General features: G+C 73.5%; 23 protein-coding genes and 1 pseudogene. 16 read left to right on the top strand and 8 right to left on the bottom strand.

The window, feature by feature from the left end; translation table 11 throughout:
• Positions 1-128 precede the first annotated feature (128 nt).
• From QRT04_RS04345 to QRT04_RS04370, 6 genes are all read left to right on the top strand, one after another.
• Entirely contained in the window at positions 129-1,571 is a 1,443-nt protein-coding gene (locus tag QRT04_RS04345) for a M20/M25/M40 family metallo-hydrolase (RefSeq protein ID WP_289453772.1), read from the top strand.
• Positions 1,568-3,139, top strand: a complete 1,572-nt coding sequence (locus QRT04_RS04350) for a YfcC family protein (RefSeq protein ID WP_289453773.1) — start codon at positions 1,568-1,570, stop codon at positions 3,137-3,139. Before QRT04_RS04345 ends, QRT04_RS04350 begins: the two co-directional genes overlap by 4 nt.
• Before the next feature lie 75 nt (positions 3,140-3,214).
• Complete coding sequence (locus tag QRT04_RS04355; RefSeq protein ID WP_289453774.1) at positions 3,215-3,691, top strand: hypothetical protein; 477 nt, start codon at positions 3,215-3,217, stop codon at positions 3,689-3,691.
• Entirely contained in the window at positions 3,688-4,917 is a 1,230-nt protein-coding gene (locus QRT04_RS04360; protein WP_289453775.1) for an Nramp family divalent metal transporter, read from the top strand. The genes QRT04_RS04355 and QRT04_RS04360 overlap by 4 nt, the downstream gene beginning before the upstream one ends.
• Positions 4,914-5,354 (top strand): hypothetical protein, encoded by a 441-nt coding sequence (locus QRT04_RS04365; protein ID WP_289453777.1) that lies wholly within the window; start codon positions 4,914-4,916, stop codon positions 5,352-5,354. The genes QRT04_RS04360 and QRT04_RS04365 overlap by 4 nt, the downstream gene beginning before the upstream one ends.
• A complete protein-coding gene (locus tag QRT04_RS04370) occupies positions 5,341-5,718 on the top strand; it encodes a PRC-barrel domain-containing protein (protein WP_289453778.1) in 378 nt (125 codons plus the stop codon). The genes QRT04_RS04365 and QRT04_RS04370 overlap by 14 nt, the downstream gene beginning before the upstream one ends.
• A 55-nt stretch (positions 5,719-5,773) precedes the next feature.
• Here the strand turns inward: QRT04_RS04370 and QRT04_RS04375 are convergent, their stop codons facing one another.
• From QRT04_RS04375 to QRT04_RS04385, 3 genes are all read right to left on the bottom strand, one after another.
• The gene (locus QRT04_RS04375) at positions 5,774-6,376 is read right to left on the bottom strand and encodes a TM2 domain-containing protein (RefSeq protein WP_289453780.1); all 603 of its coding nucleotides are present in this window, start codon (positions 6,374-6,376) and stop codon (positions 5,774-5,776) included.
• An 88-nt stretch (positions 6,377-6,464) separates the two neighbouring features.
• The gene (locus QRT04_RS04380) at positions 6,465-7,139 is read right to left on the bottom strand and encodes a response regulator (protein ID WP_289453781.1); all 675 of its coding nucleotides are present in this window, start codon (positions 7,137-7,139) and stop codon (positions 6,465-6,467) included.
• Positions 7,136-8,326, bottom strand: coding sequence for a sensor histidine kinase (locus tag QRT04_RS04385; protein WP_289453783.1), 1,191 nt, complete (start codon positions 8,324-8,326; stop codon positions 7,136-7,138). The genes QRT04_RS04380 and QRT04_RS04385 overlap by 4 nt, the downstream gene beginning before the upstream one ends.
• 118 nt (positions 8,327-8,444) lie before the next feature.
• On the opposite strand from QRT04_RS04385, the gene QRT04_RS04390 reads away from it, so the two are divergent.
• The 4 genes from QRT04_RS04390 to QRT04_RS04405 all read left to right on the top strand — a co-directional run bounded on the left by QRT04_RS04390 (position 8,445) and on the right by QRT04_RS04405 (position 12,908).
• Positions 8,445-9,371, top strand: a complete 927-nt coding sequence (locus QRT04_RS04390) for an ATP-binding cassette domain-containing protein (protein ID WP_289453785.1) — start codon at positions 8,445-8,447, stop codon at positions 9,369-9,371.
• Positions 9,368-10,867, top strand: a complete 1,500-nt coding sequence (locus QRT04_RS04395; RefSeq protein WP_289453786.1) for an ABC transporter permease subunit — start codon at positions 9,368-9,370, stop codon at positions 10,865-10,867. Before QRT04_RS04390 ends, QRT04_RS04395 begins: the two co-directional genes overlap by 4 nt.
• The gene (locus tag QRT04_RS04400) at positions 10,840-11,655 is read left to right on the top strand and encodes a hypothetical protein (protein ID WP_289453787.1); all 816 of its coding nucleotides are present in this window, start codon (positions 10,840-10,842) and stop codon (positions 11,653-11,655) included. The genes QRT04_RS04395 and QRT04_RS04400 overlap by 28 nt, the downstream gene beginning before the upstream one ends.
• 113 nt (positions 11,656-11,768) lie before the next feature.
• The gene (locus QRT04_RS04405; protein WP_289453789.1) at positions 11,769-12,908 is read left to right on the top strand and encodes a zinc metalloprotease; all 1,140 of its coding nucleotides are present in this window, start codon (positions 11,769-11,771) and stop codon (positions 12,906-12,908) included.
• Positions 12,909-12,927: 19 nt separating this feature from the next.
• Here QRT04_RS04405 and QRT04_RS04410 read toward each other — a convergent pair whose 3' ends face one another.
• The 5 genes from QRT04_RS04410 to chvE all read right to left on the bottom strand — a co-directional run bounded on the left by QRT04_RS04410 (position 12,928) and on the right by chvE (position 19,189).
• Complete coding sequence (locus tag QRT04_RS04410; RefSeq protein WP_289453791.1) at positions 12,928-13,704, bottom strand: ATP-binding cassette domain-containing protein; 777 nt, start codon at positions 13,702-13,704, stop codon at positions 12,928-12,930.
• A 55-nt stretch (positions 13,705-13,759) separates the two neighbouring features.
• Positions 13,760-14,989 (bottom strand): ROK family transcriptional regulator, encoded by a 1,230-nt coding sequence (locus QRT04_RS04415; protein ID WP_289453792.1) that lies wholly within the window; start codon positions 14,987-14,989, stop codon positions 13,760-13,762.
• A gap of 120 nt (positions 14,990-15,109) precedes the next feature.
• Positions 15,110-16,393, bottom strand: coding sequence for a multiple monosaccharide ABC transporter permease (mmsB, locus tag QRT04_RS04420; protein WP_289453793.1), 1,284 nt, complete (start codon positions 16,391-16,393; stop codon positions 15,110-15,112).
• Positions 16,390-17,931: a multiple monosaccharide ABC transporter ATP-binding protein gene (gene mmsA, locus QRT04_RS04425; protein ID WP_289453795.1), complete on the bottom strand. Its 1,542-nt coding sequence runs from the start codon at positions 17,929-17,931 to the stop codon at positions 16,390-16,392. Before mmsA ends, mmsB begins: the two co-directional genes overlap by 4 nt.
• 97 nt (positions 17,932-18,028) lie before the next feature.
• Positions 18,029-19,189: a multiple monosaccharide ABC transporter substrate-binding protein gene (gene chvE, locus QRT04_RS04430; protein WP_289453797.1), complete on the bottom strand. Its 1,161-nt coding sequence runs from the start codon at positions 19,187-19,189 to the stop codon at positions 18,029-18,031.
• Between the two features lie 456 nt (positions 19,190-19,645).
• Here chvE and QRT04_RS04435 point away from each other — a divergent pair.
• The 6 genes and pseudogenes from QRT04_RS04435 to QRT04_RS04460 all read left to right on the top strand — a co-directional run.
• Positions 19,646-20,401: pseudogene (locus QRT04_RS04435) on the top strand (RraA family protein); the annotation flags it as partial.
• Positions 20,398-21,141 (top strand): GntR family transcriptional regulator, encoded by a 744-nt coding sequence (locus QRT04_RS04440; protein ID WP_289453798.1) that lies wholly within the window; start codon positions 20,398-20,400, stop codon positions 21,139-21,141. The pseudogene QRT04_RS04435 and the gene QRT04_RS04440, both read left to right, overlap by 4 nt.
• Positions 21,142-21,165: 24 nt before the next feature.
• Positions 21,166-21,951: a 2-oxo-hept-4-ene-1,7-dioate hydratase gene (hpaH, locus tag QRT04_RS04445; protein WP_289453799.1), complete on the top strand. Its 786-nt coding sequence runs from the start codon at positions 21,166-21,168 to the stop codon at positions 21,949-21,951.
• On the top strand, positions 21,936-22,736 hold the full coding sequence (locus QRT04_RS04450) for an aldolase/citrate lyase family protein (RefSeq protein WP_289453801.1): 801 nt from the start codon (positions 21,936-21,938) through the stop codon (positions 22,734-22,736). The genes hpaH and QRT04_RS04450 overlap by 16 nt, the downstream gene beginning before the upstream one ends.
• A gap of 122 nt (positions 22,737-22,858) precedes the next feature.
• Positions 22,859-23,410, top strand: a complete 552-nt coding sequence (locus QRT04_RS04455) for a PadR family transcriptional regulator (RefSeq protein WP_289453803.1) — start codon at positions 22,859-22,861, stop codon at positions 23,408-23,410.
• 3 nt (positions 23,411-23,413) lie between these two features.
• Complete coding sequence (locus QRT04_RS04460; protein WP_289453804.1) at positions 23,414-25,093, top strand: ABC1 kinase family protein; 1,680 nt, start codon at positions 23,414-23,416, stop codon at positions 25,091-25,093.
• Positions 25,094-25,171 lie beyond the last annotated feature (78 nt).

A 25,171-nucleotide genomic window follows, 5' to 3' on the forward strand; every position in this document is an offset into this window, starting at 1 on the left:
GACCCTCCTCGTCGGTCGGTCGGCCGGGACGTGCGGCCGCTGCCGAGTGTGCCGTCTCGGCACGCCGTGGTCGACCTGCCCCGCTGTGGGCGCTGACGGGCGGTTCGTCCCGCCGCTACGTTGCAGGCATGACCGGCATCTCGTCGGACGACGCGGCGCTCGCTGCCCGCGCCGCCGAGCTGACCCCGTCCCTCGTCGACCGGCTGGTGCGGCTGGCGCGGATCCCGTCGGTCGCCGCGCCGGGCTTCCCGGCCGAGCCGCTGCTCGACGCGCACCGCGCGCTCGTCGAGGAGCTGCGGGCCGTGGGCGTCGGTCAGATCGACCAGGTGCTGCTCGACGGCATGACGGCGCCCACCGTCGTGGCGGACGTGCCCGGGCCGCCCGGCGCGCCGACGGTGCTCGTCTACACGCACTACGACGTGGTGCCCGCGGGCGACGAGGGGCTGTGGGACACGCCGCCGTTCGAGCCGGTCGTGTCCGCCGACCGTGTGGTGGGGCGCGGCGTCGCCGACTCGAAGGGCAACATCGCCGCGATCCTGGGGGCGCTGCAGCTGGTCGACGGCCGGCCGCCCGTCACGCTCCGGATCGTGCTCGAGGGCCACGAGGAGTTCGGCAGCGTCTACGAGGAGCACCCGCCGGCCCACCCCGAGCTGTACGCGGCGGACGCGATCGTCATCGCCGACGTGGGAAACGTGCGGCCGGGCGTGCCGACGCTGACGATCGGCCTGCGCGGCTCGGTGACCATGACGGTCGAGGCGCGCACGCTCGACACCGACAAGCACTCGGGCCAGTTCGGCGGGGCCGCACCCGACGCCCGCACCGCGCTGATCCGCGCGCTCGCGTCGCTCCACGACGCCCGCGGCGACCTCGCGGTGGCGGGCCTGCGCCGCGAGCCCTGGACCGGCGCGTCGTACACCGACGACGAGTTCCGCGAGCTCGCGGGGGTGCTGCCGGGCGTGCCGCTCGTCGGGACCGGCGACCTCGGCTCGCGCATCTGGTCCGGCGCGGCCGTCACCGTCATCGCGTTCGACGCACCGCCGGCGTCCGCACCGCTCAACGCGGTCGCGTCGTCCGCCAGGGCCGTGCTCAACCTGCGGGTGCACCCCGCGCAGCCGGCGCGCGAGGCGGGCGAGGCGCTCGCCGCGCACCTGCGGGCACAACGGCCCTTCGGCATCGACCTCGACGTCACCGTGGGCGAGGCCGGCGACGGGTTCCTCGCGCCGACCGGTGGGCCGGCGTTCCGCGCGGCGCAGACCGCGCTGCGCACCGCGTGGGACGGCGCCGAGGTCGGGACGCTCGCACTCGGCGGGTCGATCCCCATCGTCATGGCGTTCCACGAGGCGCAGCCCGGCGCCGAGAAGCTGCTGTTCGGCGCGACGGACGGGTACGCGAACATCCATGGGCCCAACGAGCGGCAGCTGCTCGACGAGCTGACGCGGACGGTCGTCGCGCTCGCGGTGTTCTGGCGCGAGCTCGCGGCGGGCCCGACCGGTCCGGGCACGGCCGGTCCGGGCACGACCGACCCGGGCACGACCGACCCGGGCGCGACCGACCCGGGCGCGGACCGATGAGCGCGACCACGGCCGAGGCGCCACCGGAGGCGCCCGCACCGCGACCCCGTCGGCGGCTGCGGTTCCCGTCGGCGATCACCACGCTGGCGATCGTCATGGTCGCGGTCTGGGTCGCGGCGCTGTTCGTCCCGTCGGGCACCTACCAGCTCGACGCGGACGGCGGCCCGATCCCGGGCACGTACACGCAGGTCCCGTCGCCGCTGACCGGCGCGGAGCGGGTCGAGCAGCTGCTGCTGTCGCCGGTGAACGGCCTGTACGGCCTGATCAACGGCGACGGCGTGGTCGACACCGAGACGGTCGGGCACCTGTTCGGCTCGATCGGCGTCGTCATGTTCATCATGGCGCTCGGGGCGTTCATCTCGGTGGCGTTCTCGACGCGCAGCCTCGAGGTCGGCGTCTCGCGGCTCGCGGACCGGCTGCGGGACCGCGGGTGGCTGCTCGTCGCCGCGATCATGGTGCTGTTCTCGCTGCTCGGCTCGACCATGGGCTTCTCGGTCGAGACGTTCGGGTTCTACCCGCTGCTCATCCCGCTGTTCCTGGCGCTCGGCTACGACCGGATGGTGGCGGCGACCGCGATCCTGCTCGGCGCGCTGACCGGCTCGATGGCGTCGACGGTCAACCCGTTCTCCATCGGCGTCGCGTCCGGCGAGGCGGGCGTCTCGATCGGCGACGGCATCGCGCTGCGCGTCCTGCTGTGGGTCGTGCTGACGACGATGGCGGTGCTGTTCGTGCTCCGCTACGCCCGGCGCGTCCGGCGCGATCCCGGCACGTCGCTCGTCGGCTTCGACCAGCCCGCGGACGAGGACGAGGCCGACGAGCACGAGGCGATCCCGCCCGGCACACGCCTGACGCGGACGCAGACGTGGGTGCTCGTGGTCACGGTGCTCACGTTCGCGCTGATGATCTTCTCCGTCATCCCCTGGTCCAGCATCTTCGGCTCGACCGGCGGGCCGGCCGACGACGGGCTCACGCACCAGACCGCCACCGCGCCGTACTGGTTCGAGCTCGGCTGGTGGTTCCCGGAGCTGACGATGCTGTTCGTGGTCGCCGCGATCGTCGTCGGGCTCGTCGCGCGCATGGGCGAGGGCAAGCTCGTCGGCCTCATCGCGCGCGGCGCGGCCGACATGATCGGGCCGGCGATCGTGATCCTGCTGGCGCGCGGCGTCTCGGTGATCATGACGAACACCGACACCCTCGACACGGTGCTGCACGCGATGGAGAACGCCGTGACGGGCGCGGCGGCCGCCGCGTTCACCGCGCTCGTGACGATCGTCAACATCCCGCTCGCGTTCCTCATCCCGTCGTCGTCGGGCCACGCGACCCTCGCGATGCCGCTGCTGGCACCGCTCGGCGACTTCGCGGGCGTCAGCCGCTCGCTCGTCATCACGGCCTTCCAGATGGGCCACGGGCTCATGCTGCTGTTCGCGCCCACCAACGCGGTGCTCGTCGGCGGGCTGGCGATCGCGAAGGTCGGCTACGACAAGTACCTGCGGTTCGTGTGGCCGCTGCTCGCGGCGAACCTCGTGGTCGCGATCGTCGTGGTGGGGATCGCCGCCGCGACGGGCTGAACCGGACCGCGACGCCGTTCGACGCGCGTCGGCGTTCGACATGCGGACCCCTGCGGTGCAGGTCAGGATGCCGTCGTGGCGCTGCTCCGGCGGTGGGTCCTCGCCGCGGGGCTCGCCGCGGCGTGCGCCGTGCTGCCGTCCGGCTGCGGGCTGGGCTCGGCGACCTCGACGCCGAAGCAGGCGGCCGAGCGGATCGCGCAGGACGTCGACCTGGCGAGCTCCGCGGTCGGCACGGCGGAGCTGACCGTGCGCCAGCTGCGTGCGTCGCGCACGTTCCCGACCGTCGCCGAGACGACCCTCAAGGAGAGCGGCGGCATGGCGAGCGGCGCGTCCGCCGGGCTCACGCGCTACATCCCGGTCGGGCCGGTCGACGCTCGCTGGCGGGACGAGGCGGTGAAGGCGACGGCGCAGGCGCAGGTGGCGATCGCCGACGCCCGCGCGTGGGTCGACGGCGCAGGCGGGTCCGGTGCGCGCGTGCAGGCCGAGCTCAGCGCGTCCTCCGACGCGCTCGACGCGGTCAGCTCGACGCTCCAGAAGGCCGGCGCGCAGTGAAGCGCCTGCTCGGCGTCGCGCTCGGCGTCCTCACCGCGATCGGCGGGTTCCTGGACATCGGGGACCTCGTCACGAACTCGGTCGTCGGGTCGCGGTTCGGCATGACGCTGACCTGGGCCGTGGTGCTCGGCGTCATCGGCATCTGCCTGTTCGCCCAGATGGCCGGCCGCGTCACGGCCGTGAGCGGCCGCGCGACCTTCGAGATCATCCGCGAGCGCCTCGGCCCGCGGACCGCCGGCGCGAACCTCGTCGCGTCGTTCCTCATCAACCTGCTGACGCTCACGGCGGAGATCGGCGGCCTCGCGCTCGCGCTCCAGCTCGCGAGCAGCGTCGAGCCGCGGCTCTGGGTCCCGGTGGCGGCATTCGCGGTGTGGGTCGTCGTCTGGCGCGCCAAGTTCTCGGTGCTCGAGAACGTCACGGGGCTGCTCGGCCTCACGCTGCTCGTGTTCACCTTCTCGGTGGTGCTGCTCGACCCGGACTGGGCGCACCTCGTGCACACCGCGGCCGCGCCCCAGATCCCCGCGTCCGAGGGTGCGGCGAGCTACTTCTACTACGCGATCGCGCTGTTCGGCGCGGCCATGACGCCCTACGAGGTCTTCTTCTTCTCGTCCGGCGCCGTCGAGGAGAAGTGGGGGCCGAAGGACGTCTCGCAGTCGCGCCTCAACGTGCTGATCGGGTTCCCGCTCGGGGCGCTCCTGTCGCTGTCGATCGCGGCGGGCGCGACCCTGGTGTTCCTGCCGCAGCAGATCGAGGTGTCGACGCTCTCCCAGGTGGTCGCGCCGGTCGCCGAGGCGGGCGGGAAGGTCGCCCTCGCGTTCGTGCTGGTCGGGATCGTCGCGGCGGTGTTCGGTGCCTCGCTCGAGACCACGCTCTCCTCCGGCTACACGATCGCCCAGTTCTTCGGCTGGTCGTGGGGCAAGTTCCGCCGGCCGAGCCAGGCGCCGGGGTTCCACGTCGTCATGATCCTCGGGCTGCTCGTCGGCGCGGGGGTGCTCATGACGGACGTCGACCCGATCCGCGTCACCGAGTTCTCGGTCGTGTTCTCCGCGATCGCGCTGCCGCTGACGTACCTGCCGATCCTGCTCGTGGCCAACGACCGCGAGTACATGGGCGACCAGGTCAACGGGCGCGTGCTCAACGGGTTCGCGCTCGTGTTCCTGGTGCTCATCGTCGTGGCGTCCGTCGCGGCGATCCCGCTGATGGTCGCGACGGGAGCTGGAGCATGAGCCCACGGGTCCGACCGCGGCCGCGCGTCCCCGACGAGCTGCCCGAGCTGCCGCCGCACCTGCGCCCCGCGGGCCGCGTGCTGGACGCGCGGCTGCACCTGCTCGACCGCCAGATTCTCGACGTCGAGGACGTGCCCGTCACGACGCTCGACGACCTGCACGTCAGCTACGCGGACGGCGACGACGACGTGACGTCCGGCGACCGACCCGCATTCGTCGACCAGGTCCTCACCGGGCCGGTCCTCGTGACGCGCGTGTTCGGCGGCCGGCCGCCGGCGTCGCGGCTCGTGCGCATCCCGTGGTCCGACGTCGTGGACGTCGGCGTCGCCGTGCGGCTCGGCGTGCGCGGCGAGGGGCTGGACGCCACGTGGGTGCAGCGCTGGCTGCGCGACCGCGTGATCGGGCGCATCCCGGGAGGTCGCCATGATCCTGAGTGACCTCGTCGACGCCGCGGTCTACGAGGACGGCCGGCAGCTCGGGTTCGTGGTCGACGTGCGGCTCGCGCTCGACGGCCCGGTGACGGGCCTGATGGCGGCGCCGCGCATCGTCGGCCTCCTCGTCAGCGCGCGTACCAGCACCTCGTTCATGGGGTACGAGCGCACCGGCACGAACGCGCCCGCCGTCATCGCGCGGTACCTCGCGTACCGCCACCGCGGCACGTTCCTGGTGCTGTGGGAGGACGTCCGGACCGTCGGGGGCGGCGACGCCGCCGGCTCGGCCGACGCGCGGGTCGAGCTGCGGCCCGGGTTCCGGCGCTGGTCGGCGGCGCTCGAGCAGCACGGCACAGCGAGCCAGGCCTGACCCGGGCGATGCGCTGACCTCACCCGGGCGTGACCGGGTCTGACGTGGCGGGGGCTCAGCGCAGGGGGCGTCCGTACCCGTCACGACCGCCCGACGAGAGCAGCACGATGCCGTCGACGACCGACCAGAGCCAGATCGCGGGGGCGATGACGAGCCCGACCAGCACGATGATGAGGAAGGCGCCGACGACGAACCCGATCAGCTGGACGAGCCCGATGCCGATCTGGCCCGCGTACAGCCGTCCCACGCCGCAGATGCCGGCGAACGGCAGCAGCAGCTGCAGCAGGCCCGCGGTGGTGCGCGTCTTGTCCGACCACGGCAGGCCGGTCACCGGGTCGGTGCCGTAGCCGCTCGGGGGCACCGCGGCGTAGGGCGACGAGCCGTACGGCGGCTGACCGGCCGCGCCCGGGTACCCGTAGCCCGGCTGGCCGTACGGCTGCTGGCCGGGGCTCTGCGCCTGGCCCGGGTACGGCTGCTGGCCCGGGTACGGCGGCTGCCCTGCGCCTGCCTCCGGGCCCGGCGGCTGAACCGCGGGGGGCTGGCCCGTGTACGGCTCGAGCGCGGCGGGCTGCGCGCCGTCCCCGGTCGCCGTGGGCGCCGGCTCGGCGCCGTCCGCAGGCTGCTCGCGCCACTGACCCTCGGGCTGCTGTTCGGTCATGCGCCGGACACTAGCGCTGCGGGCGCGCCGTGTGACCGGGTTCGGGCCGACAGATCCGCGCGCGGCGAGGAGACCGGACGAGGGCGCCTCAGTGCCCGCCCGGCACGACGAGACCCGACTCGTATGCGAGCACCACGGCCTGCGTCCGGTCCCGCAGGCCCAGCTTCGTCAGGACGCGGCTGACGTGCGTCTTCACCGTCTCCTCCCCGACGACGAGCCGCGCGGCGATCTCGGGGTTCGACAGCCCTTCGGCGACGAGCAGCAGCACCTCGCGCTCGCGCGGGGTCAGCGACGCCACCGCGGCGTCGACCGCGGGACCGGGCGGCTCCACGGCGGCGCGCAGCCGCGCGAACTCCGCGACCAGCCGGCGCGTGACGCCGGGCGCGAGCAGCGCGTCGCCCGACGCGATCACGCGCACCGCCTCGAAGAGCCGCTCGGCGGTCACGTCCTTGAGCAGGAACCCGCTCGCGCCCGCCTCGAGCGCCGCGTACACGTGCTCGTCGAGGTCGAACGTCGTCAGCACCAGGACGTGCGGGCGGGGCTCGCGCGCCACGATGCGGCGGGTCGCCTCGATGCCGTCCATCACGGGCATGCGCACGTCCATGAGCACCACGTCGGGGCGGCGCTCGGCACACAGCCGCACCGCCTCGGCGCCGTCCGCCGCGCTGCCCACGACGGCGAGGTCGGGCTGCGTCGCGAGCAGCGCCTCGAACGCGGCGCGGACGACCTCCTGGTCGTCCACCACGAGGATGCGGGTCGTCACGCGGCACCCCCGAGCGGCAGCTCGGCGTGCACCACGAACCCGCCGACCCGGCCCGGCCCGACGGTCAGCGTCCCGCCGGCCATGGCGACGCGCTCCCGCATCCCGGCCAGACCGTGGCCGCCGGCGTCCGCTGCGGCGTCACCGACGGGGCCCGGGCCGGCGTCACGCACCTCGACCACGAGCCGGTCCGGCCGGTACTCGAGCTCGACGTCGACGGCCGTACCACCGGCGTGGCGCCGCGCGTTCGTGAGGGCCTCCTGGACGATCCGGTACGCGGTGAGCTCGGTGCCCGCGTCCAGCGGGCCGACCGCGCCGCTGACGATGAGCCGCGTGCCCGCCGGTCCGACGCCGCGCACGTCGTCGACGAGGTCGGTGAGCTCGGCGATGCCCGGCTGCGGGCGGCGGGTCGCGGCGTCGGCCGCCTCGACGTCCTCGCGCAGCACGCCGAGCAGCCGGCGCATCTCGGTGAGCGCGGTCCGGGCCGTGTCACCGATCGCGACGAGCCGCTTCTCCCCCTCCTCGGGCAGGCCGGGCACCGTCACGCGTGCGACCTCGGCCTGGAGCGCGATCAGGGACACGTGGTGCGCCACGACGTCGTGCAGCTCGCGCGCGATCCGCACGCGCTCGCCGCGGGCGAGATGCTCGAGCTCCGACTCCTGCGCCGCCACGACGGCCGCGTCCCGCCGGCCGGCCTCGCGCCGCAGGCGCCATCCGACGCCCGCCGCCCCCGCGAGCACGGCGACCGCGAGCACCGCGGCGGCCGTCGGCCGGTCGACCGCGTGCGAGGGGAGCACGACGAGCAGCGGGGCGACCAGCACGGCCACGACCCACGCGGGGCGCCGCAGCCCGACGAGCACGAGCAGCGTGGCGAGCGCGGCGAGTGCACCGACGGTGGGAGTGACTCGCGCGAGCAGCGTCAGCACAGTGGCCGCGACCGACAGCGCCGCGGCGACCACGGGCCACAGGCCGGCGAGCGCGACCGGTGCCGTCGCCGCGAGCGCCAGCAGCACGCCGACGACGGCCTCCTGGGGCCGCTCGAACCCCGGGCCGGCGGCGGTCCCCTCGCCGAGGGCGGGTCGGACGCTCGCGACGCGACCCGAGCCGCCCCCGGCCTGCAGCACGGCGAGCAGCGCGAAGGCGCCGGCCGCCAGCGGGGCACGGGCGGCCGGCATCAGGCGCCACGACATGCGTCCATTCTCCCGGCCGTGTCATCCCTCGTGGGAGGGAGGGCGGTCGCCGCCCGGTGGCGAGAGATCCCCCGCTGCCGTGACGACCCCCCGCGCTGCCGCTCGTAGCGTCGCCGTCATGCAGCCATCGCTCGAGGTCCGCGACGTCACCAAGGCGTACCGCGGCACGGTCGCGGTCGACCGTCTGTCCTTCCAGGTCCGCCCCGGCGAGGTCACCGGGTTCGTCGGTCCGAACGGCGCCGGCAAGTCGACGACCATGCGCCTCCTCCTCGGCCTCGACGCCCCCGACGGCGGCGACGCGCTCGTCAACGGCGAGCGGTACGCGCGGCTCGACCGCCCGCTGACACACGTGGGCGCGCTGCTCGACGCGGACGCCGTGCACCCGAGCCGCCGCGCCCGCGACCACCTGCTCTGGCTCGCGCGCAGCAACCGGCTGCCCGACGCCCGCGTCGGCGAGGTGCTCGACCAGGTCGGCCTGGCGTCGGTCGGCCGCAAGCGCGTCGGCGGGTTCTCGCTCGGCATGCGCCAGCGGCTCGGCATCGCGGCCGCCCTGCTCGGCGACCCGCCGGTCGTCATGTTCGACGAACCCACGAACGGGCTCGACCCGGACGGCATCGTGTGGATCCGCGAGCTGGTGCGGACGCTCGCGTCGCAAGGACGCGTCGTGCTCGTGTCGAGCCACCTGATGCGCGAGCTGCAGGACACGGCGGACCGGCTCGTCGTGATCGGCCGCGGCCGGCTGGTCGCCGACACCACGGTGGACGACCTGCTCGGCACGGTGTCGCGGGACCAGGTCGAGGTCGTGACCCCGCACCGGTCCGAGGCGACGACCGTGCTGGCGAACGCGGGTGCGCGCGTCACCATCGCCGGCGGCGACGGGGTGGTCGTCGAGGGGCTGCCGGGCGACCGGGTCGCGGCCCTGCTCGGCACGGCGGGCATCGCGTTCACCGAGCTGCGGCGCTACCGCGCGTCGCTCGAGGAGGCCTACATGGCCCTGACCCGCGACGCCGTCGAGTTCGCCGCCGCCGAGGAGGACGGGCGATGAGCGCCGTCCGCGCCGAGTGGACCAAGCTCCGATCGGTGCCGCGCTGGGTCGCGACCTTCCTGGGCGCGCTCGTGCTCACGGTCGGCCTCAGCGCGCTGGCCGCGTCGGGGAGCACGACGGACGCCAACGAGCACCCCGACTTCGTCACCGGACCGCACGGCGACGCCGTCACCGACGGCTTCGGGTTCGCGCACCAGGCCGTCACGGGCGACACGACGATGACCGTGCACGTCACCGGGCTCGCCCGGGCGGCCACCGAGCGCGCCGAGAGCGGCGCCCCCGGCACGGCCGTGCCGACGACGCCGTGGACCGACATCGCGGCCGGGATCACGCTCAAGGCGGGGACCGAAGCCGGCTCCTCGTACGTCTCGGTGCTGCTCACGGGCTCGCACGGCGTGCGCCTGCAGGGCGACTTCACGCACGACGTCGCGGGGAGCGCGGCGCACGGCGACCGCTGGCTGCGCCTGACCCGGACGGGCGGCACGGTCACGGGGTACGAGTCGGCCGACGGGACCTCGTGGACGCGCATCGGCGCGCTGACGCCCGCCGCGATCCCCCCGCGGGCCGAGATCGGCATGGCGGTGTCGGCCGCGCCGGTGCTGCACGTGTCGCGAGGAGGCGGCGGCTCGTCGGTCGGTGGCCACCCGGGTCGGGCGTCGGCCACGTTCGAGGACGTCACGCTCGAGCCGGCCACGGACGGCACGTGGCAGGGCACCGCCGTGACGATGCCGACGCCGGCGGACCAGCCCGCGAAGGTGGGCGGCTCCACCGCGCCCACGCCGCGGGTGCTGACCGCGTCGGGCGACACCTCCACCGTCACCGGCTCGGGCAAGGTCGGGCCGCAGAGGCCGGACGACGACGTCGTCGAGGGCGCGCTGCTCGGCGTCGTCGCGGGCCTCATGGCGCTGATCTGCGTCGGCGTGCTGTTCGGCACCTCGGAGTACCGCCGCGGCATGATCCGCACGACGTTCGCCGCGACGCCCCGCCGCGGCCGCGTGCTCGCCGCCAAGGCGCTCGTGCTCGGGGGCGCCGCGTTCGCGGTCAGCCTCGTCGCCGTGGTGGTCGCGTTCGTCGTCGCCGTGCCGATCCTGCAGGACCACGGCATGGCACCGCCCGCGTTCCCGTCGCCGTCGCTGGGCGACCCGGCCGTCGTGCGCGCGCTCGTGCTCGCCGCCCTGTTCATGACGGGCGTGACGCTCGTCGCCCTCGCGGTCGGCATGCTGCTGCGCCGCACCGCGCCGGCGATCACGCTGACGATCGTGCTGCTGGTGCTGCCGCTGGTGGCCGGCACGATCCTGCCCGGGACGTCGCCGCGGTGGCTGATGTACACGACGCTCGCGGGCGGGCTCGCGACGCTGCGCGCCCAGCCGCCGACCGACACGCTCGCCGAGCCGTGGGCGCTGATCGGCCCGGGCGCCGGGATCGGCGTCGTCGCGTCCTACGCCGCCGTCGGACTCGCGCTCGCGTGGTGGCAGCTCCGCCGGCGCGACGCATGACGGGCGCGCTGCGCGCCGAGTGGACCAAGGCGCGCTCGCTGCCGAGCACCGGCTGGCTCCTGCTCGGCCTCGCGGTCGCGATGGTCGGGATCGGCCTCGCCGCGACGGGCTCCCTCCGCGTGGACGAGTGCGGCGAGGGTGCGTGCACGCTCGACACCGTGAAGCTGAGCCTCGGCGGTGTCCGGCTCGCGCAGGTGGCGGCCGCCGTGCTCGGCGTCCTGCTCGTCACCGCGGACTACGCGACGGGCACGATCGTGCCGACGCTCGCGGCCGTGCCCCGGCGATGGCGCGTGGTCGTCGCGAAGGTCGCCGTCGTCGGCGCGGGCGTGGGCGGCGCAGCCGTGGCGGGCGTCGTCGGCGCGCTGCTCGCTGCGCGGGCCGTGCTCCCCCGCCGCGGCTTCACGGCCGCGCGCGGCTACGCGGCCACGACGGTCGTGCACGACCTCACGCAACGCGCCGCGGTCGGCACCGTCCTCTACCTGGTGCTCGTCGCCGTGCTCGGCGCGGGTCTCGGGCTCGTGATCCGCGACACCGGCGTGGCGGTCACGGTCGTGCTGGCGCTGCTCCTGGTGGCGCCCGTGCTGGCGATGGTCGTCGGCGACCCCGTGTGGCAGACGCGCATCCACCGGTTCGCGCCCGCGGACGCGGGGCTGGCGGTGCAGGCCACGCGCGGGCTCGCGACGCTGCCGATCGCCCCCTGGGCCGGGTTGGCGCTCCTCGCGGCGTACGCCCTCGCGGCGCTCGCGGCCGGTGCGTGGATGCTGCAGGCGCGAGACGCCACGACCTAGACGCGCGTCCAGATCCACCCCCGTTCGGCCCATCCAGACGGCACTCCCCGGGGCCGATGAACGGGCAGCGGTGCAACCGGCCGCTGCTCCACCGGCACGAGGGAGTGCCACCGATGCACCTCCGACGCGCGCTCGCGACCCTCGCGAGCCTCACCCTGGCGGCGACCGTGACAGCGCTCGCCGACCCCGCCTCCGCCGCCGCGCCGCCACCGCCACCGTCGCGAGCGGTCGCGGCCGCCCTGCCCGGCGTGCACCCCACCGGCCAGACCCGCCGCGCCGCGCACCGGCTCTACGTCGTGGCCATCCAGGATCCGGGCGCCCGCGCCCCCGTGTCCCTCGCGACGGCGCGGGCGTCGGCCACCGCCGCCGGCCGGATCTGGGTGGCCCAGACGCGAGGCGCGATCCCCGCGTTCCCCGTGCGAGGCGCACGCACGCTGGTCGTGCCCGGCTCGTGCCGCGTCGCCGACCCCTGGCGGTTCCTGGAGCGGGTGGGCGCGACGGCGTTCCCGGGGGTGCGGTTCGGGCAGGGCACCGCGAACCACCTCGTCGTGTTCCGGCCGAACAGCTGCCCGCTGCGATGGGGCGCGGGACTCGCGTCGATCGGCGCGTACGAGCACGAGGGCGGCCGCGTGCTGATGAGCACGTCGGTGCCGAGCGTGCTCGAGCACGAGCTCGGCCACAACCTCGGCCTGCGGCACACGAACCTCGCGCTGCCCGGCGGCCGCGGCTCCCACGAGTACCTCGGGGGCTACGACGCCATGTGCGGCGATCCGAGGCCCGGTTGGCTGAGCGTCGCGGACCAGCTGCGGCTCGCCGTTCCCGGGACCGCCCGGCACGTGCGGGTCGTGCGGCCGTCGGCGCACCGGAGCGTGGTGAGGACGACGCTGCACGGCGCGCAGACGACGAGGGGCGTGCGCGGGCTGACCTTCCAGGACCCCGCGACGGGGTCGCGCTACGTGGTCGAGCTGCGCGACGGTCGCGGGTTCGACGCGCACGCGCTGTACGCCCGCGGGTACGGCCGGTCGTCGGTGTCGTCGTCGACCTGGTACGCGCCGGGCGTGCGGGTCACACGGATCGCGCGCGACGGCTCGGTCGACACGCTGAGCGTGCGGTCCGGGCGGACGTACCGCACGGCGCTGGGCGCGCGGCAGACCCTCGTCGGGCCCGGTGGGCGGTTCCGCGTCCACGTCGACGCCCTCGGCCGGTCGACCGCGCGCGTGACCCTGGTGGTCGCGCCGGCGCACCGGAGGTGACGGAGCCCAGCGCGCCGCGTCAGGCGAAGCGCGGCACCGAGCGGTAGCCCTGGTGGGTGGCGCCGGTGATCGCCGCGAGGATCGCCTCGTAGCTCGCGCTCGACGCGTCGAACGACCCGTTGTTGCGCCCGTGCCGCAGCACCTCGATCCGGTCGGAGACGGCGCGCACGTCGTTCATGTTGTGGCTGATCAGCACGACGCCGAGGCCCAGGTCGCGCAGCCCCTGGATGTGCGTGAGCACCTCGGCCGTCTGCGCGACGGACAGCGAGGCCGTCGGCTCGTCGAGCACCACGATGCGCGGCGACCCGATCAGCGTGCGGGCGATCGCGACGGACTGCCGCTGCCCGGCGCTCAGGTCGCGCAGCTGCGTGCGCACGGACGGGATCCGGCTCGACAGGTCGCGCAGGATCTTCTTGGCGGCGTCCTCCATCTGCGCGTCGGCGAGCAGCGCGCGGCCGGTCATCTCGCGGCCGAGGAACAGGTTCGCGGTGACGTCGAGGTTGTCGCAGAGCGCGAGGTCCTGGAAGACCGTGGCGACGCCGAGGTCGTGCGCCGCGGACGGCGACGGGATCGCCACCGTCTCGCCCTCCATCTCGATGAGGCCCGAGTCGGGCTGGAGCACACCGGAGATGACCTTCGCCAGCGTCGACTTCCCGGCGCCGTTGTCGCCGACCAGCGCGACGACCTCGTGCGCGTAGACCTCGAAGTCGACGTCGACGAGCGCCTCGACCGCGTTGAAGCGCTTGCAGATCTGCCGCATCGCGAGGAGCGGCGTCCGCGTCGTCGTCGTCGTCATCGTCTGCCTCGCTTGCTCGCCATCGGGCACGCCTATCGTCTCATCGCGGACCGCCTCAACCGGCATGCGTCGCCTCCACGGGGGGCTCGTCGTGAGGGTCGTCGTCGGGCTCGTCGAGCCGGACGTCGAACTCGGTCGCCTGCAGCACCATCGACAGCGCCCCCTGCACCTCGGCGCTCTGCCCGAGCTCCGCCGGCACCACCTCGAGCGGCGCGATCTGGTTGAGCAGCACGCGCCGGTGGATCGCGTCGCGCATCGGGCCGATCAGGATCTCGCCCGTCTCGGCCAGGTCGCCGCCGACCACCACGCACTGCGGGTTGACCGCGGTCGCGAGCCCGGCCACGACCGTGCCGATCGTCGCGCCCGCGTCGGCGATGACGCGCGCGCAGCCCGGGTCGCCGTCGAGCGCGCGCTGCACGACGTCGCGCAGCGTCAGGCTGCCGTGCGTCCCGCGCAGCGGCTCCACGATCGCCCGTGCGCCGACCACGGTGTCGAGGCACCCGCGACTGCCGCACCGGCAGATGTCCCCCTGCGGGTCGACCTGCACGTGCCCGATCTCGCCCGCGGTGCCGGCGAACCCGCGGAACACCTGGCCGTTGACGACGATCCCGGCGCCCGTCCCGACCGAGGCGCGCACGTACACGCTGTCGCGGTACTCGCGGGACGCACCCGCCGTGCTCTCGGCGAGCGCGCCGAGGTTTGCGTCGTTGTCGACGAACACGGGGCGGGCGAGGCGCTTCGACATCACCTGCGCCACCGGCACGTCGTCCCAGCCGCGCAGGATGCCACGCACGGAGACGGCGCCCGTCGCGGCGTCGACCGGCGCGGGCAGCCCGATGCCGATGCCGACCACCTCGTCGATCGACGAGCCGACGCGGTCGAGCAGCTCGACGATCAGCAGAGCGGCGCGGTCGAGGCTCGTGTCGGCGCGGTGCTCGCTCGGCAGCGGCAGCACCTGGTCGGCGACGATCTCGTGGGCGAACCCTGCGAGCGCCACCCGCATGCTGCGGTGCCCCACGTGGATGCCGACCGCGAGCCCGGTGCGGCGGGCGAGCGTGACGAGCTGCGCGCGCCGCCCGCTGCGGATCGTCGTCCGGGTGTCGACGACACCCGCGCCGAGCAGCTCCTTGATGATCGTGGAGACGGTCGCGGCGGAGAGACCGGTCGCGCCGGCGAGCTCGACCTGGGTCAGGCCGCCGTGCCGCTTGACCGCGTCGATGATCGACGCCCGGTTCGCCTCGCGCAGCGAGGTCTGCGACCCCGACACGGGCACTCGGTCTCTCACGTCGCTCAACCTATCCGTGCAGGCCCGCGCACCGGCGGCGCCTCGGTGGTGCGTCCGGGTGGAAGCGGAGCGGCGGGGGCAGGCGCGTCACGCACGCGCCGGCCCCGGGCCCGGCCGACGTCAGCGGGCAGCGCCCGCGCGACGCTTGTTGTAGATGTCGAAGGCGACCGCGAGCAGCAGCACCAGGCCCTTGATCATCTGCTGCACCGACTGGTCGATGCCCATGAGCTGCATGCCGTTGCTCATGACGCCCATGATCAGACCACCGACCATCGCGCCGGTGACCCGGCCGACGCCGCCCGTCGTCGACGCCCCGCCGATGAAGCAGGCGGCGATGGCGTCGAGCTCGAACATCTGCCCGGCGGCGGGCTGCGAACCGTTCGACCGCGACGAGAACACGACGCCCGCGACGGCCGCGAGGAAGCCCATGTTCACGAAGATCCAGAAGTTGACCTTCTTGACCTTGACGCCGGAGAGCTGCGCGGCCGACAGGTTGCCGCCGATCGCGTAGACGTGCCGGCCGAACACCGTCTTCGTGGTGATGACGGAGTACGTCATGATCAGGATGCCCAGGATGATGAGCACCACCGGCAGGCCGCGCGAGTGCGCCAGCTGCCACGCGAGCGCCATCACCACGACGGCCACGAGCACGAGGCGCAGGACGAACAGCGGGAACGCCTCGACCGACTGCTGGTAGCGGATCCGACCCCGACGGTTGCGCAGCTGCGAGTACGCGTAGCCCGCGATGCCCACCGCCGCGACCACGAGCGTGAAGACGTCGTAGCCGTTGCCGCCGAGCACCCCGTTGATGAAGCCGCCGGCGATGTTGTGGTAGTCCGTCGGGAACGGCGACAGCGAGATGTTGTGCAGCACCCGCAGCGTCATGCCGCGGAACAGCAGCATGCCGGCCAGCGTCACGATGAACGCCGGGATCCCGACGAACGCGACCCAGAAGCCCTGCCACGCGCCGACGAGCAGCCCGACGCCGAGCGCGACGAGCACGCCCAGCCAGGACGGGTGGCCCTGCTTGATGACGAACGTCGCGGAGACCGCGCCGGTGAGCGCGACCACCGAGCCGACCGAGAGGTCGATGTGCCCGGCGATGATCACGATCACCATGCCGATCGCGAGGATCAGGATGTAGCCGTACTGCAGGAAGACGTTCGTCACGTTGTCCGGGCTGAGCAGCAGCCCGTCGGTGAGCCACGCGAACAGGCCGATGATCGCCACGAACGCGATGTAGATGCCGCTCTGGCGCAGGTTCCGCGTGAAGACGTCCCTGAGGGCGTCGACCGCGCCGACCACCCGCGGCTCGCCGCCCTGCTCGGGCGCTCGGGGCGTGTCCGGGTCGCTCTGGCGCTGGCCGCGCGTGAAGACGTCCTTGAGAGCCGGGATGGCGTTCATCGGACCGTGTCCCTTTCCTTGGTCATGAGCTCCATGAGGTTCTCCTGGGTCGCCTGCTCGCGAGGGAGCACGCCGGTGATCCGGCCGAACGCGAGGGTGTAGATGCGGTCGCAGATCCCGATCAGCTCGGGCAGCTCGGACGAGATGACGACGACGGCCTTCCCCGCGTCCGCGAGCCGGTTGATGATCGTGTAGATCTCGTACTTGGCACCGACGTCGATGCCGCGTGTCGGCTCGTCGAGGATCAGCACGTCCGGATCGGTGTGGATCCACTTGCTGAGGACGACCTTCTGCTGGTTGCCGCCGGACAGCTTGCCGGCGGTCGCGAGGACGGTCGGCGCCTTGATCTTCATGCTCTGCCGGTACTCCTCGGCGACGCGGATCTCCTCGTTGGCGTTGATCCAGCCGAACGACGAGAACTTGCGCAGGCTCGCGGCGGAGATGTTGGTGCGGATGTCCTCGATGAGGTTGAGGCCGTACTTCTTGCGGTCCTCCGTCGCGTACGCGATGCCGTGGCCGATCGCGTCGTCGACGTCGCGGATCGTCACCTCGCGGCCGCGGACGAACACCTTGCCGGTGATGTTGCGGCCGTAGCTGCGGCCGAAGACGCTCATCGCGAGCTCGGTGCGTCCCGCGCCCATGAGGCCCGCGATGCCGACGACCTCGCCGGCCCGCACATACAGGCTCGCGTCGTCCACGACCACGCGGTCGGGGTCCGTCGGGTGGTGCACGGTCCAGTTCTCGATGCGCAGGATCTCCTCGTCCCGCACCGACGGCTCGTGCGGCGGGAAGCGGTGGTCCAGGTCGCGGCCGACCATGCCCTTGATGATCCGCTCCTGCGTCACCTTGTCGGCGTGCATGTCGAGCGTCTCGATGGTGCGGCCGTCGCGGATGATCGTCGTCGAGTCGGCGATCTCGGCGATCTCGTTCAGCTTGTGGCTGATCATGATCGAGGTGATGCCCTCGGCCTGGAGCTGGCGCAGGAGCCCGAGCAGGTGCTCGGAGTCCGTGTCGTTCAGGGCGGCCGTCGGCTCGTCGAGGATGAGCAGCCGGACCTTCTTGGAGAGGGCCTTCGCGATCTCCACGAGCTGCTGCTTGCCGACGCCGAGGTGCCCGACGGGGGTCACCGGCAGCTCGTCCAGGCCCACCCGCCGCAGCAGGGCCGAGGCCTCGGAGTTCGCCTGGTTCCAGTTGATGAGACCGCGCCGCACACGCTCGTTGCCGAGGAAGATGTTCTCCGCGACCGACAGGTAGGGCACCAGCGCGAGCTCCTGGTGGATGATCACGATCCCTCTGGCCTCGGAGTCGTTGATCGACCCGAAGGCCACCTCCTCGCCCTCGAAGAGGATCTCGCCGTCGTACGTGCCGTGCGGGTACACGCCCGACAGCACCTTCATCAGCGTCGACTTGCCGGCGCCGTTCTCCCCGCAGATCGCGTGCACCTCGCCGGGCGCGACGGACAGCGACACGTCCTGGAGCGCCTTGACGCCGGGGAAGGTCTTGGTGATGGACCGCATCTCGAGGATCGGCTGCGCCATACCCCAACCACCCTTCATTCACTCGGGAGCGTGGACCGACCGGCCGGCGTCGACGAGACGCCGGCCGGCACGGTTGCCACGCGGGAACTGCCTCGGATCAGGACGCCTTGCCCGCGGCGACCTCGTCAGCGGTCCAGTACCCCGAGTCGATGAGCAGCGGCTTGATCTTGTCCTTGTCGACGATGTCCGACTGCAGGAGGAACGACGGCACGACCTTCTTGCCGTTGTCGTACGACTTGGTGTCGTTCGGCTCCGGCGTCTGCCCGCCCAGGAACGCCTTCGAGGCCACGACGGCCTGCTCGGCCAGCTTGCGGGTGTCCTTGAAGATCGTCGAGTACTGCACGCCGTCGTTGATGAGCTTGACGGAGGCGATCTCGGCGTCCTGACCGGTCACGATCGGCATCGGCACGCTCGAGCCGTACTTGTTCGACGGGTCGTTCTGGAGCGCCGTGATGATGCCGCGCGAGAGGCCGTCGTACGGCGACAGGACGCCGTCGACCTTCTTGCCCGACGAGTACGTCGAGGTCAGGAGGTTCTCCATGCGCTGCTGCGCCGTCTCCTGCTGCCAGCGCAGGATCGCGGCCTTCTCGATCGTCACCTGGCCGGACGGGACGACGATCGCGCCCGAGTCCATGTACGGCTTGAGCGTGTCCATCGCGCCCTGCCAGAAGAAGTGCGCGTTGTTGTCGTCCAGCGAGCCCGCGAACAGCTCGACGTTGAACGGGCCGGTCTTGTCGCCCTTGCTGCCGTCCGCCTTGACCAGGCCCAGGCCGGTGAGGAGCGACGTGGCCTGCTGCACGCCGACCTTGTAGTTGTCGAAGGTGACGTAGAAGTCGACGTTGTTGCTGTCCCGGATCAGGCGGTCGTACGCGATCACGGGGATCTTCTTGTCGGCGGCCGCTTGCAGCTGGTTCGCGAGCGCGGTGCCGTCGATCGAGGCGACGATCAGCAGGCCGGCGCCCTTCGTGATCATCTGGTCGATCTGCTGCTGCTGGGTCGGGATGTCGTCGTTGCCGTACTCGAGGTCGACCTTGTAGCCCGCGTCCTCGAGGCCCTTCTTGACGGCGTTGCCGTCGGCGATCCAGCGCTCCGACGTCTGCGTCGGCATCGCGACGCCGACCAGCGTGCCCTTGCCGTCGTTGCCGCCCGCCGAGGCCGTGCCGGTGCTGCCCGACCCGCCGCCCGCGCCGCCGCCCGAGCAGGCGGCGAGCGTCAGCGCGAGCGCCACACCCGCTGCCGCGAAAGTGATCCGTCGCATGAACTGCTCCTTCTCGTCGTTGAGAGTCCCGGTCCCGTGGCTCCACGTGCCGAGCCCGTGCAGCCTCAGCGCTGCAGGGTCGTTCCCCGGGGCTGTCCGCACGGCTCGCGCCGCCGGTGCAGTGGGAGCACTCTCGTCGCGTTCGGATCTCAAAGTCAACCGAGTCGGCGCACCGGACCATCACGAATACATCACGATCGCTTGCCGCGTCGGGGCGTGCTCTAGCGCGCTCTGTTAGCGATCACATGGGATCACTTCTTCGACATACGAACTCAACGGCAACTTTCGATGGCTTTCGCCACCGCGATCCGGCCCGCTACCTGCGGCTCCGCGTCGTCGAGCACGGCGCCTCGACGACGCGGTTGCGCAAGCGACCGCGCGGGCAGCTCGTCCCGGCTCCGCCCTGCCCGGGCACTGCCCCGACCCAGCGCGGTTGTATACGATCGGCACGACTGCAGGGAGGCAGCCATGACGACGCCGTCAGCCGCCGGTCCCCACGCCGGCACCGCTCCCCCGCCCCTCGACCCCACGCTGCGCGACAAGCTCCTGCAGGTTCCCGTCGCCGCCCTCTCGGCGCAGCTCCGCAGGCGCGGGCTCGACACCGTCACGGTCGACGGCGTCCGGCCCCTGCACCCGGACGCCAAGCTCGTCGGCATCGCCCGCACGCTGCGCCTCCTGCCCGCTCGCGAGGACCTCGTCGCGAGCCGCGGCGGCGGCCACAACGCGCAGAAGCAGGCGTTCGACGCGCTCGGCGTGGGCGAGGTGCTGGTCATCGACGCGCGCGGGGACACCACGGCCGCGACGCTCGGCGACGTGCTCGCGCTACGGGCGCACGTGCGCGGTGCCGCCGGCATCGTCACGGACGGCGGCGTGCGCGACGTCGCGGCAGTCACCGCGGTGGGCATCCCCGTCTGGTGCGCCGGCGCACACCCCGCGGTCGTGGGGCGTCGGCACGTGCCGTGGGAGACCGACGTGGCGGTCGCGTGCGGCGGCACGACGGTCGAGCCGGGCGACGTCGTCGTGGCCGACGCCGACGGCGTCGTCGTCATCCCGCCCCCGCTCGTGGCGGAGGTCGTCGAGGCGGCTGTGGCGCAGGAGGACGAGGACGCATGGATCGCGTCCCAGGTGGCGCAGGGCCACGGCGTCGAGGGGCTGTTCCCGATGGACGCCGAGTGGAGAGCGAGGTACGACGCGTGGCGGGCGGCGCGGTGAGCGCAGCTCGCCGGGTCGGCGCCGCCGGCGCCGCCGGCGCTGCCGGCGCTGCGGGCACGGCCGGCGCTGCGGGCGTCAGCAAGTCGCAGACGGCGTACCGCTCGATCAAGGCTCGGATCGCGAACCAGGAGCTCGCGCCCGGCTACCGCCTCGTCCTCGGCACCCTCGCGGCCGAGCTCGACATGTCCGTCGTCCCCGTCCGCGAGGCCGTGCGCCAGCTCGAGGCCGAGGGACTCGTCACGTTCGAGCGCAACGTCGGCGCCCGCGTGTCGATGGTCGACGACACGCAGTACCGGTTCGCGATGCAGGCGATCGGCGTCGTCGAGAGCGCCGCCACCGCGCTCGCCGCGCGCAGCGTCACGGCCGCGGACCTCCGGCGGGCGCGCGCCGTCAACGAGGCGATGCGGGCGACGCTCACGCGTTTCGACCCGCGCACGTTCTCGACGCTCAACGCGGAGTTCCACCACGTGCTGTACGCGCGCTGCCCGAACCCGCGGCTGGTCGAGATCGTCGCGGCCGAGTGGGCGCGGCTCGGCGCGATGCGGGACTCGATCTTCGCGTTCGTCCCGGGCCGGGCGGCCGAGTCGGTCCGCGAGCACGATCAGCTCCTCGCCCTCGTCGCCGCCCGCGCGCCGCTCGGCGACATCGAGCAGGCCGTCCGCCGCCACCGCATGGGCACGCTCAACGCGTACCTGTCGCACGAGCACCCGGGCGAGTCGCTCGGCCTGCCGACCTCCTGACCCCCTCAGAGCCGGAGGCCGCCCATGCTGCCCGCCGGGACGATCGCCGAGATCGCCGACGAGCTGGCGCGTGCCGAGCGGGAGCGCAGCGTGGTCCCGCGCATCACGGCGCGCTACCCCGAGGCGACGGTCGAGGACTCCTACGCCATCCAGCGCGTGCGGGTCGAGCGAGCCCTGGCGGACGGGCGCCGCGTCGTCGGTCGCAAGATCGGCCTGACGTCCCGCGCGATGCAGCAGGCGACCGGCATCACCGAACCCGACTACGGCGTCATGCTCGACGACACCGTCTGGGCCAGCGACGCGACGATCCCGTTCGACGCCTACGCGAACGTGCGGATCGAGGTCGAGCTCGCGTTCGTGCTGGCGGCGCCGCTCGAGGGCCCCGGCTGCACGCTCGACGACGTGCTCCGCGCGACCGCCCGCGTGACGCCCGCGCTCGAGATCCTCAGCTCCCGCATCGAGCTCGAGGGCCGCACGATCGTCGACACCATCGCGGACAACGCCGCGTACGGCGGCATGGTGACGGGCGGCCGGCCGGTCGCCCCGGACGCGGTCGACCTGCGCTGGGTGTCGGCGCTGCTGTACCGCAACGGCACGATCGAGGAGACGGGCGTCGCGGCGGGCGTGCTGGGCCACCCGGCGACGGGCGTGGCTTGGCTGGCGGGCAAGCTGCACCAGCACGGCGCGCGCCTCGAGGCCGGGGAGACCATCCTGGCGGGGTCGTTCACGCGCCCCGTCTGGGTGCAGCGCGGCGACACGATCCTGTGCGACTACGGACCGCTGGGAGCCATCTCGTGCCGCTTCGTCTGAGCCCGACCCTCCGCGCCGCCCTCGCCGCCGCCGACCGGCCGCTCGCCGGCATGTGGGTGTCCAGCGGCTCGTCGCTCGTCGCCGAGATCTGCGCGGGCAGCGGGCTGGACTGGCTGCTGGTCGACATGGAGCACGGCCCGAACGGGCTCGCCTCGGTGCTCGCGCAGCTGCAGGCGGTCGCGGCCTACCCCGTGACGCCCGTCGTCCGCGTGCCCACCAACGACGGCGTCGTGATCGCTCAGGTGCTCGACCTCGGCGCCCAGACCGTGCTCGTGCCGATGGTGTCCTCCGCCGACGAGGCGCGCGCCGCGGTCGCCGCGGTGCGCTACCCGCCCGGTGGCCACCGCGGCGTGGGCTCGGCGCTCGCACGGTCGGCGCGCTGGAACCGCGTCGACGGGTACCTGCGCGACGGCGACGAGCACGTGTCGCTGCTCGTCCAGGTCGAGACCGCCGACGCGGTCGACGCCGCGGCCGAGATCGCGGCGGTCGACGGGGTCGACGGCGTGTTCCTCGGGCCGTCGGACCTCGCGGCGTCGATGGGCCTGCTCGGGCAGCAGACCCACCCGGACGTGGTCGCGGCCGTGCTGCGCGCGTTCGACGCCGTGCGGGGCGCGGGCAAGCCCGTGGGCGTCAACGCGTTCGACCCCGGTGCCGCGGACGCCTACCTCGACGCCGGGGCGTCGTTCGTGCTGGTCGGCGCGGATGTGACGCTGCTGGCGCGCGGGTCGGAGGCGCTGGCCGCGCGCTTCGTGAACCGGACCGCAGGGTACGACGCACGGGGGTGACCGCCGGTGCGCGCGCTCCGCCCGACGCACGCACGAATTGCTCCGGTGCATCCCCGAAGCCTGCGACGTACGATATGTAGCGATGTATCGCTAAGTATCACGACCGACCGAGAGGTGAGGACATGCACCACTACGGCAAGGGCCCCCTCGGGCCCGACGTGGGCACCTTCGCGCGCAGCTTCGCGGCCTTCGGCATGGGCGGTCCCGGGCCGGGAGTCGGACCGGCCGGGCGGGCGCGGCGCGGCGACATCCGGCCGGCGGTCCTGCGGGTGCTGGCCGACCAGCCGATGCACGGTTACCAGATCATCCAGGAGATCTCCGCCCGCAGCGGCGGCACCTGGAACCCCAGCGCCGGCTCCGTGTACCCGACGCTGCAGCTGCTCGCCGACGAGGGCCTGGTCGTCGCCGAGGAGACAGGCGGCAAGCGCGTCTTCTCGCTGACGGCCGCGGGCGAGGCCGCCGTCGCCGACCTCGCCGACGAGCAGGCGCCCTGGGACGTCGCGGCGGCCAGTCCCGATCTCAGCGGGTACGCCGCCCTGCGCCAGGCCGGTGGCCGGTTGGCCGCCGCCGTGCTGCAGGTCGGACGCTCCGGTGACAAGAATCAGATCGTGTCGACCATCGAGATCCTCAACGCCGCGCGCAAGCAGGTCTACACCTTGCTCGCCCAGGACTGAGACGTGGCGCCGCCGCCTCGACTGCGCGCCCGCTACCGGCGGATCGTCTGGTTCTTCGCCGGCGTCATGGCCAGGTTCATCATCTGGGAGCTCGTCCTGCCCCGGCTCGGCCTGCGACGTTGGTCGGACCGGAGCCGGCGCGACCGGAACCGCCGCACGGCCGTGCGGTTCCGGGCGCTCGCGCTGTCGATGGGCGGCCTGATGATCAAGGTCGGCCAGTTCCTCTCCGCGCGGCTGGACGTGCTGCCGGCCGAGATCACCGACGAGCTGGCCGGCCTCCAGGACGAGGTGCCACCTGCCGCTTTCGCCGACATCAGAGAGTGCGCCGAGCGGGAGCTGGGGCGGCCCGTGGCCGACGCCTTCCAGAGCTTCGACGAGGCGCCCCTGGCCGCGGCCTCGTTGGGGCAGGCGCACCGTGCGGTGCTCTGGGACGCCGACGCCGAGGAGGCGGGCTTCTCGCACGCCGTCGTCAAGGTGCAGCGGCCGCACATCGACCAGATCGTCGCCGTCGACCTCGCGGCGCTGCGCCGCGTGGGCGGCTGGTTGACCCGGTACAAGCCGGTCAGCAGCCGCGCCGACGTGCCCGCACTCGTCGAGGAGTTCGCCGCCACCACGCTGGAGGAGATCGACTACACCGCCGAGGCGCGCAACGCCGAGCACTTCCGCTGGGTGTTCGAGAACGACGACCGCGTCGGGGTGCCGCGCGTCGCGTGGGAGCACTCGCGGTTGCGCGTCCTGACTCTCGAGGACGTGTCGGCGATCCGGCTCGGCGACTACGACTCGATCACCGCCGCGGGCATCGACCGCGCGGAGGTCGCCGAGAAGCTGGTGGCGACCTACCTGCAGCAGATCTTCGACGACGGCGTCTTCCACGCCGACCCGCACCCGGGCAACCTGTTCGTCACGCCCGTCGAGGGCCGGCCCGGCGAGTTCCGGCTGACGTTCATCGACTTCGGCATGGTGGGACGGGTGCCCGACACGCTCCGCTCGTCGCTCCGCGAGGCGCTGATCGCGGTGGGCACCCAGGACTCGGCTCGCCTGGTCGACGCGTTCGGGTCGATGGGCGTGCTGCTGCCCACGGCCGACACCAAGCTCCTCGACCTGGCCGTCGCGCAGGTGTTCGCACGGTTCGGCGGCATGGCGATGAGCGACCTGCGCTCCATCAGCCCCCAGGAGATGCGGGACATCGGGCTGCAGTTCCGCGAGCTGCTCGTGGCGATGCCGTTCCAGCTGCCGGAGAACCTGCTGCTGCTCGGTCGAACGCTCGCGGTCCTGTCGGGCATGTGCGCCGGTCTGAACCCCGAGTTCAACCTGTGGACGTCCATCACCCCGTACGCCACCAACCTCGTCTCCGACGAGGCCGGCGGGGGCGGGCCGTGGGGCGCGGTCGCGACCGAGGGCGCGAAGATCGCGCGGTCGCTGCTCGCGCTCCCCGCACGCACCGACCGCCTGCTGACGCTCGCCGAGCGCGGCGACCTGTCGCTCCGGACGCCGATGCTCGACCAGCGCGTCCGCGAGCTGGACCGCTCGGTGCAGCGGATCGCGATGGCCATCGTGTTCACGGCGCTCCTGGTGGCCGGTGCCCTGCTGTCCCCGGCGGAGCCGACGTTCGCGAAGGTCCTGATGGGCGTCTCGGTCCTGCCGCTGATCGGGGCGCTCCGGCGGGGACCGCGACGCCGGTAGGCGCTCGTCCGGCCCGCACACAACCCTGAGGCCCTGCCTCTCCACCGAGCGAAGGCGCGGCGGAGCACACCGGCAGGA

The organism is Cellulomonas alba (assembly GCF_030362835.1).
In the GTDB taxonomy this organism is placed as follows: Bacteria; Actinomycetota; Actinomycetes; order Actinomycetales; family Cellulomonadaceae; genus Cellulomonas; species Cellulomonas alba.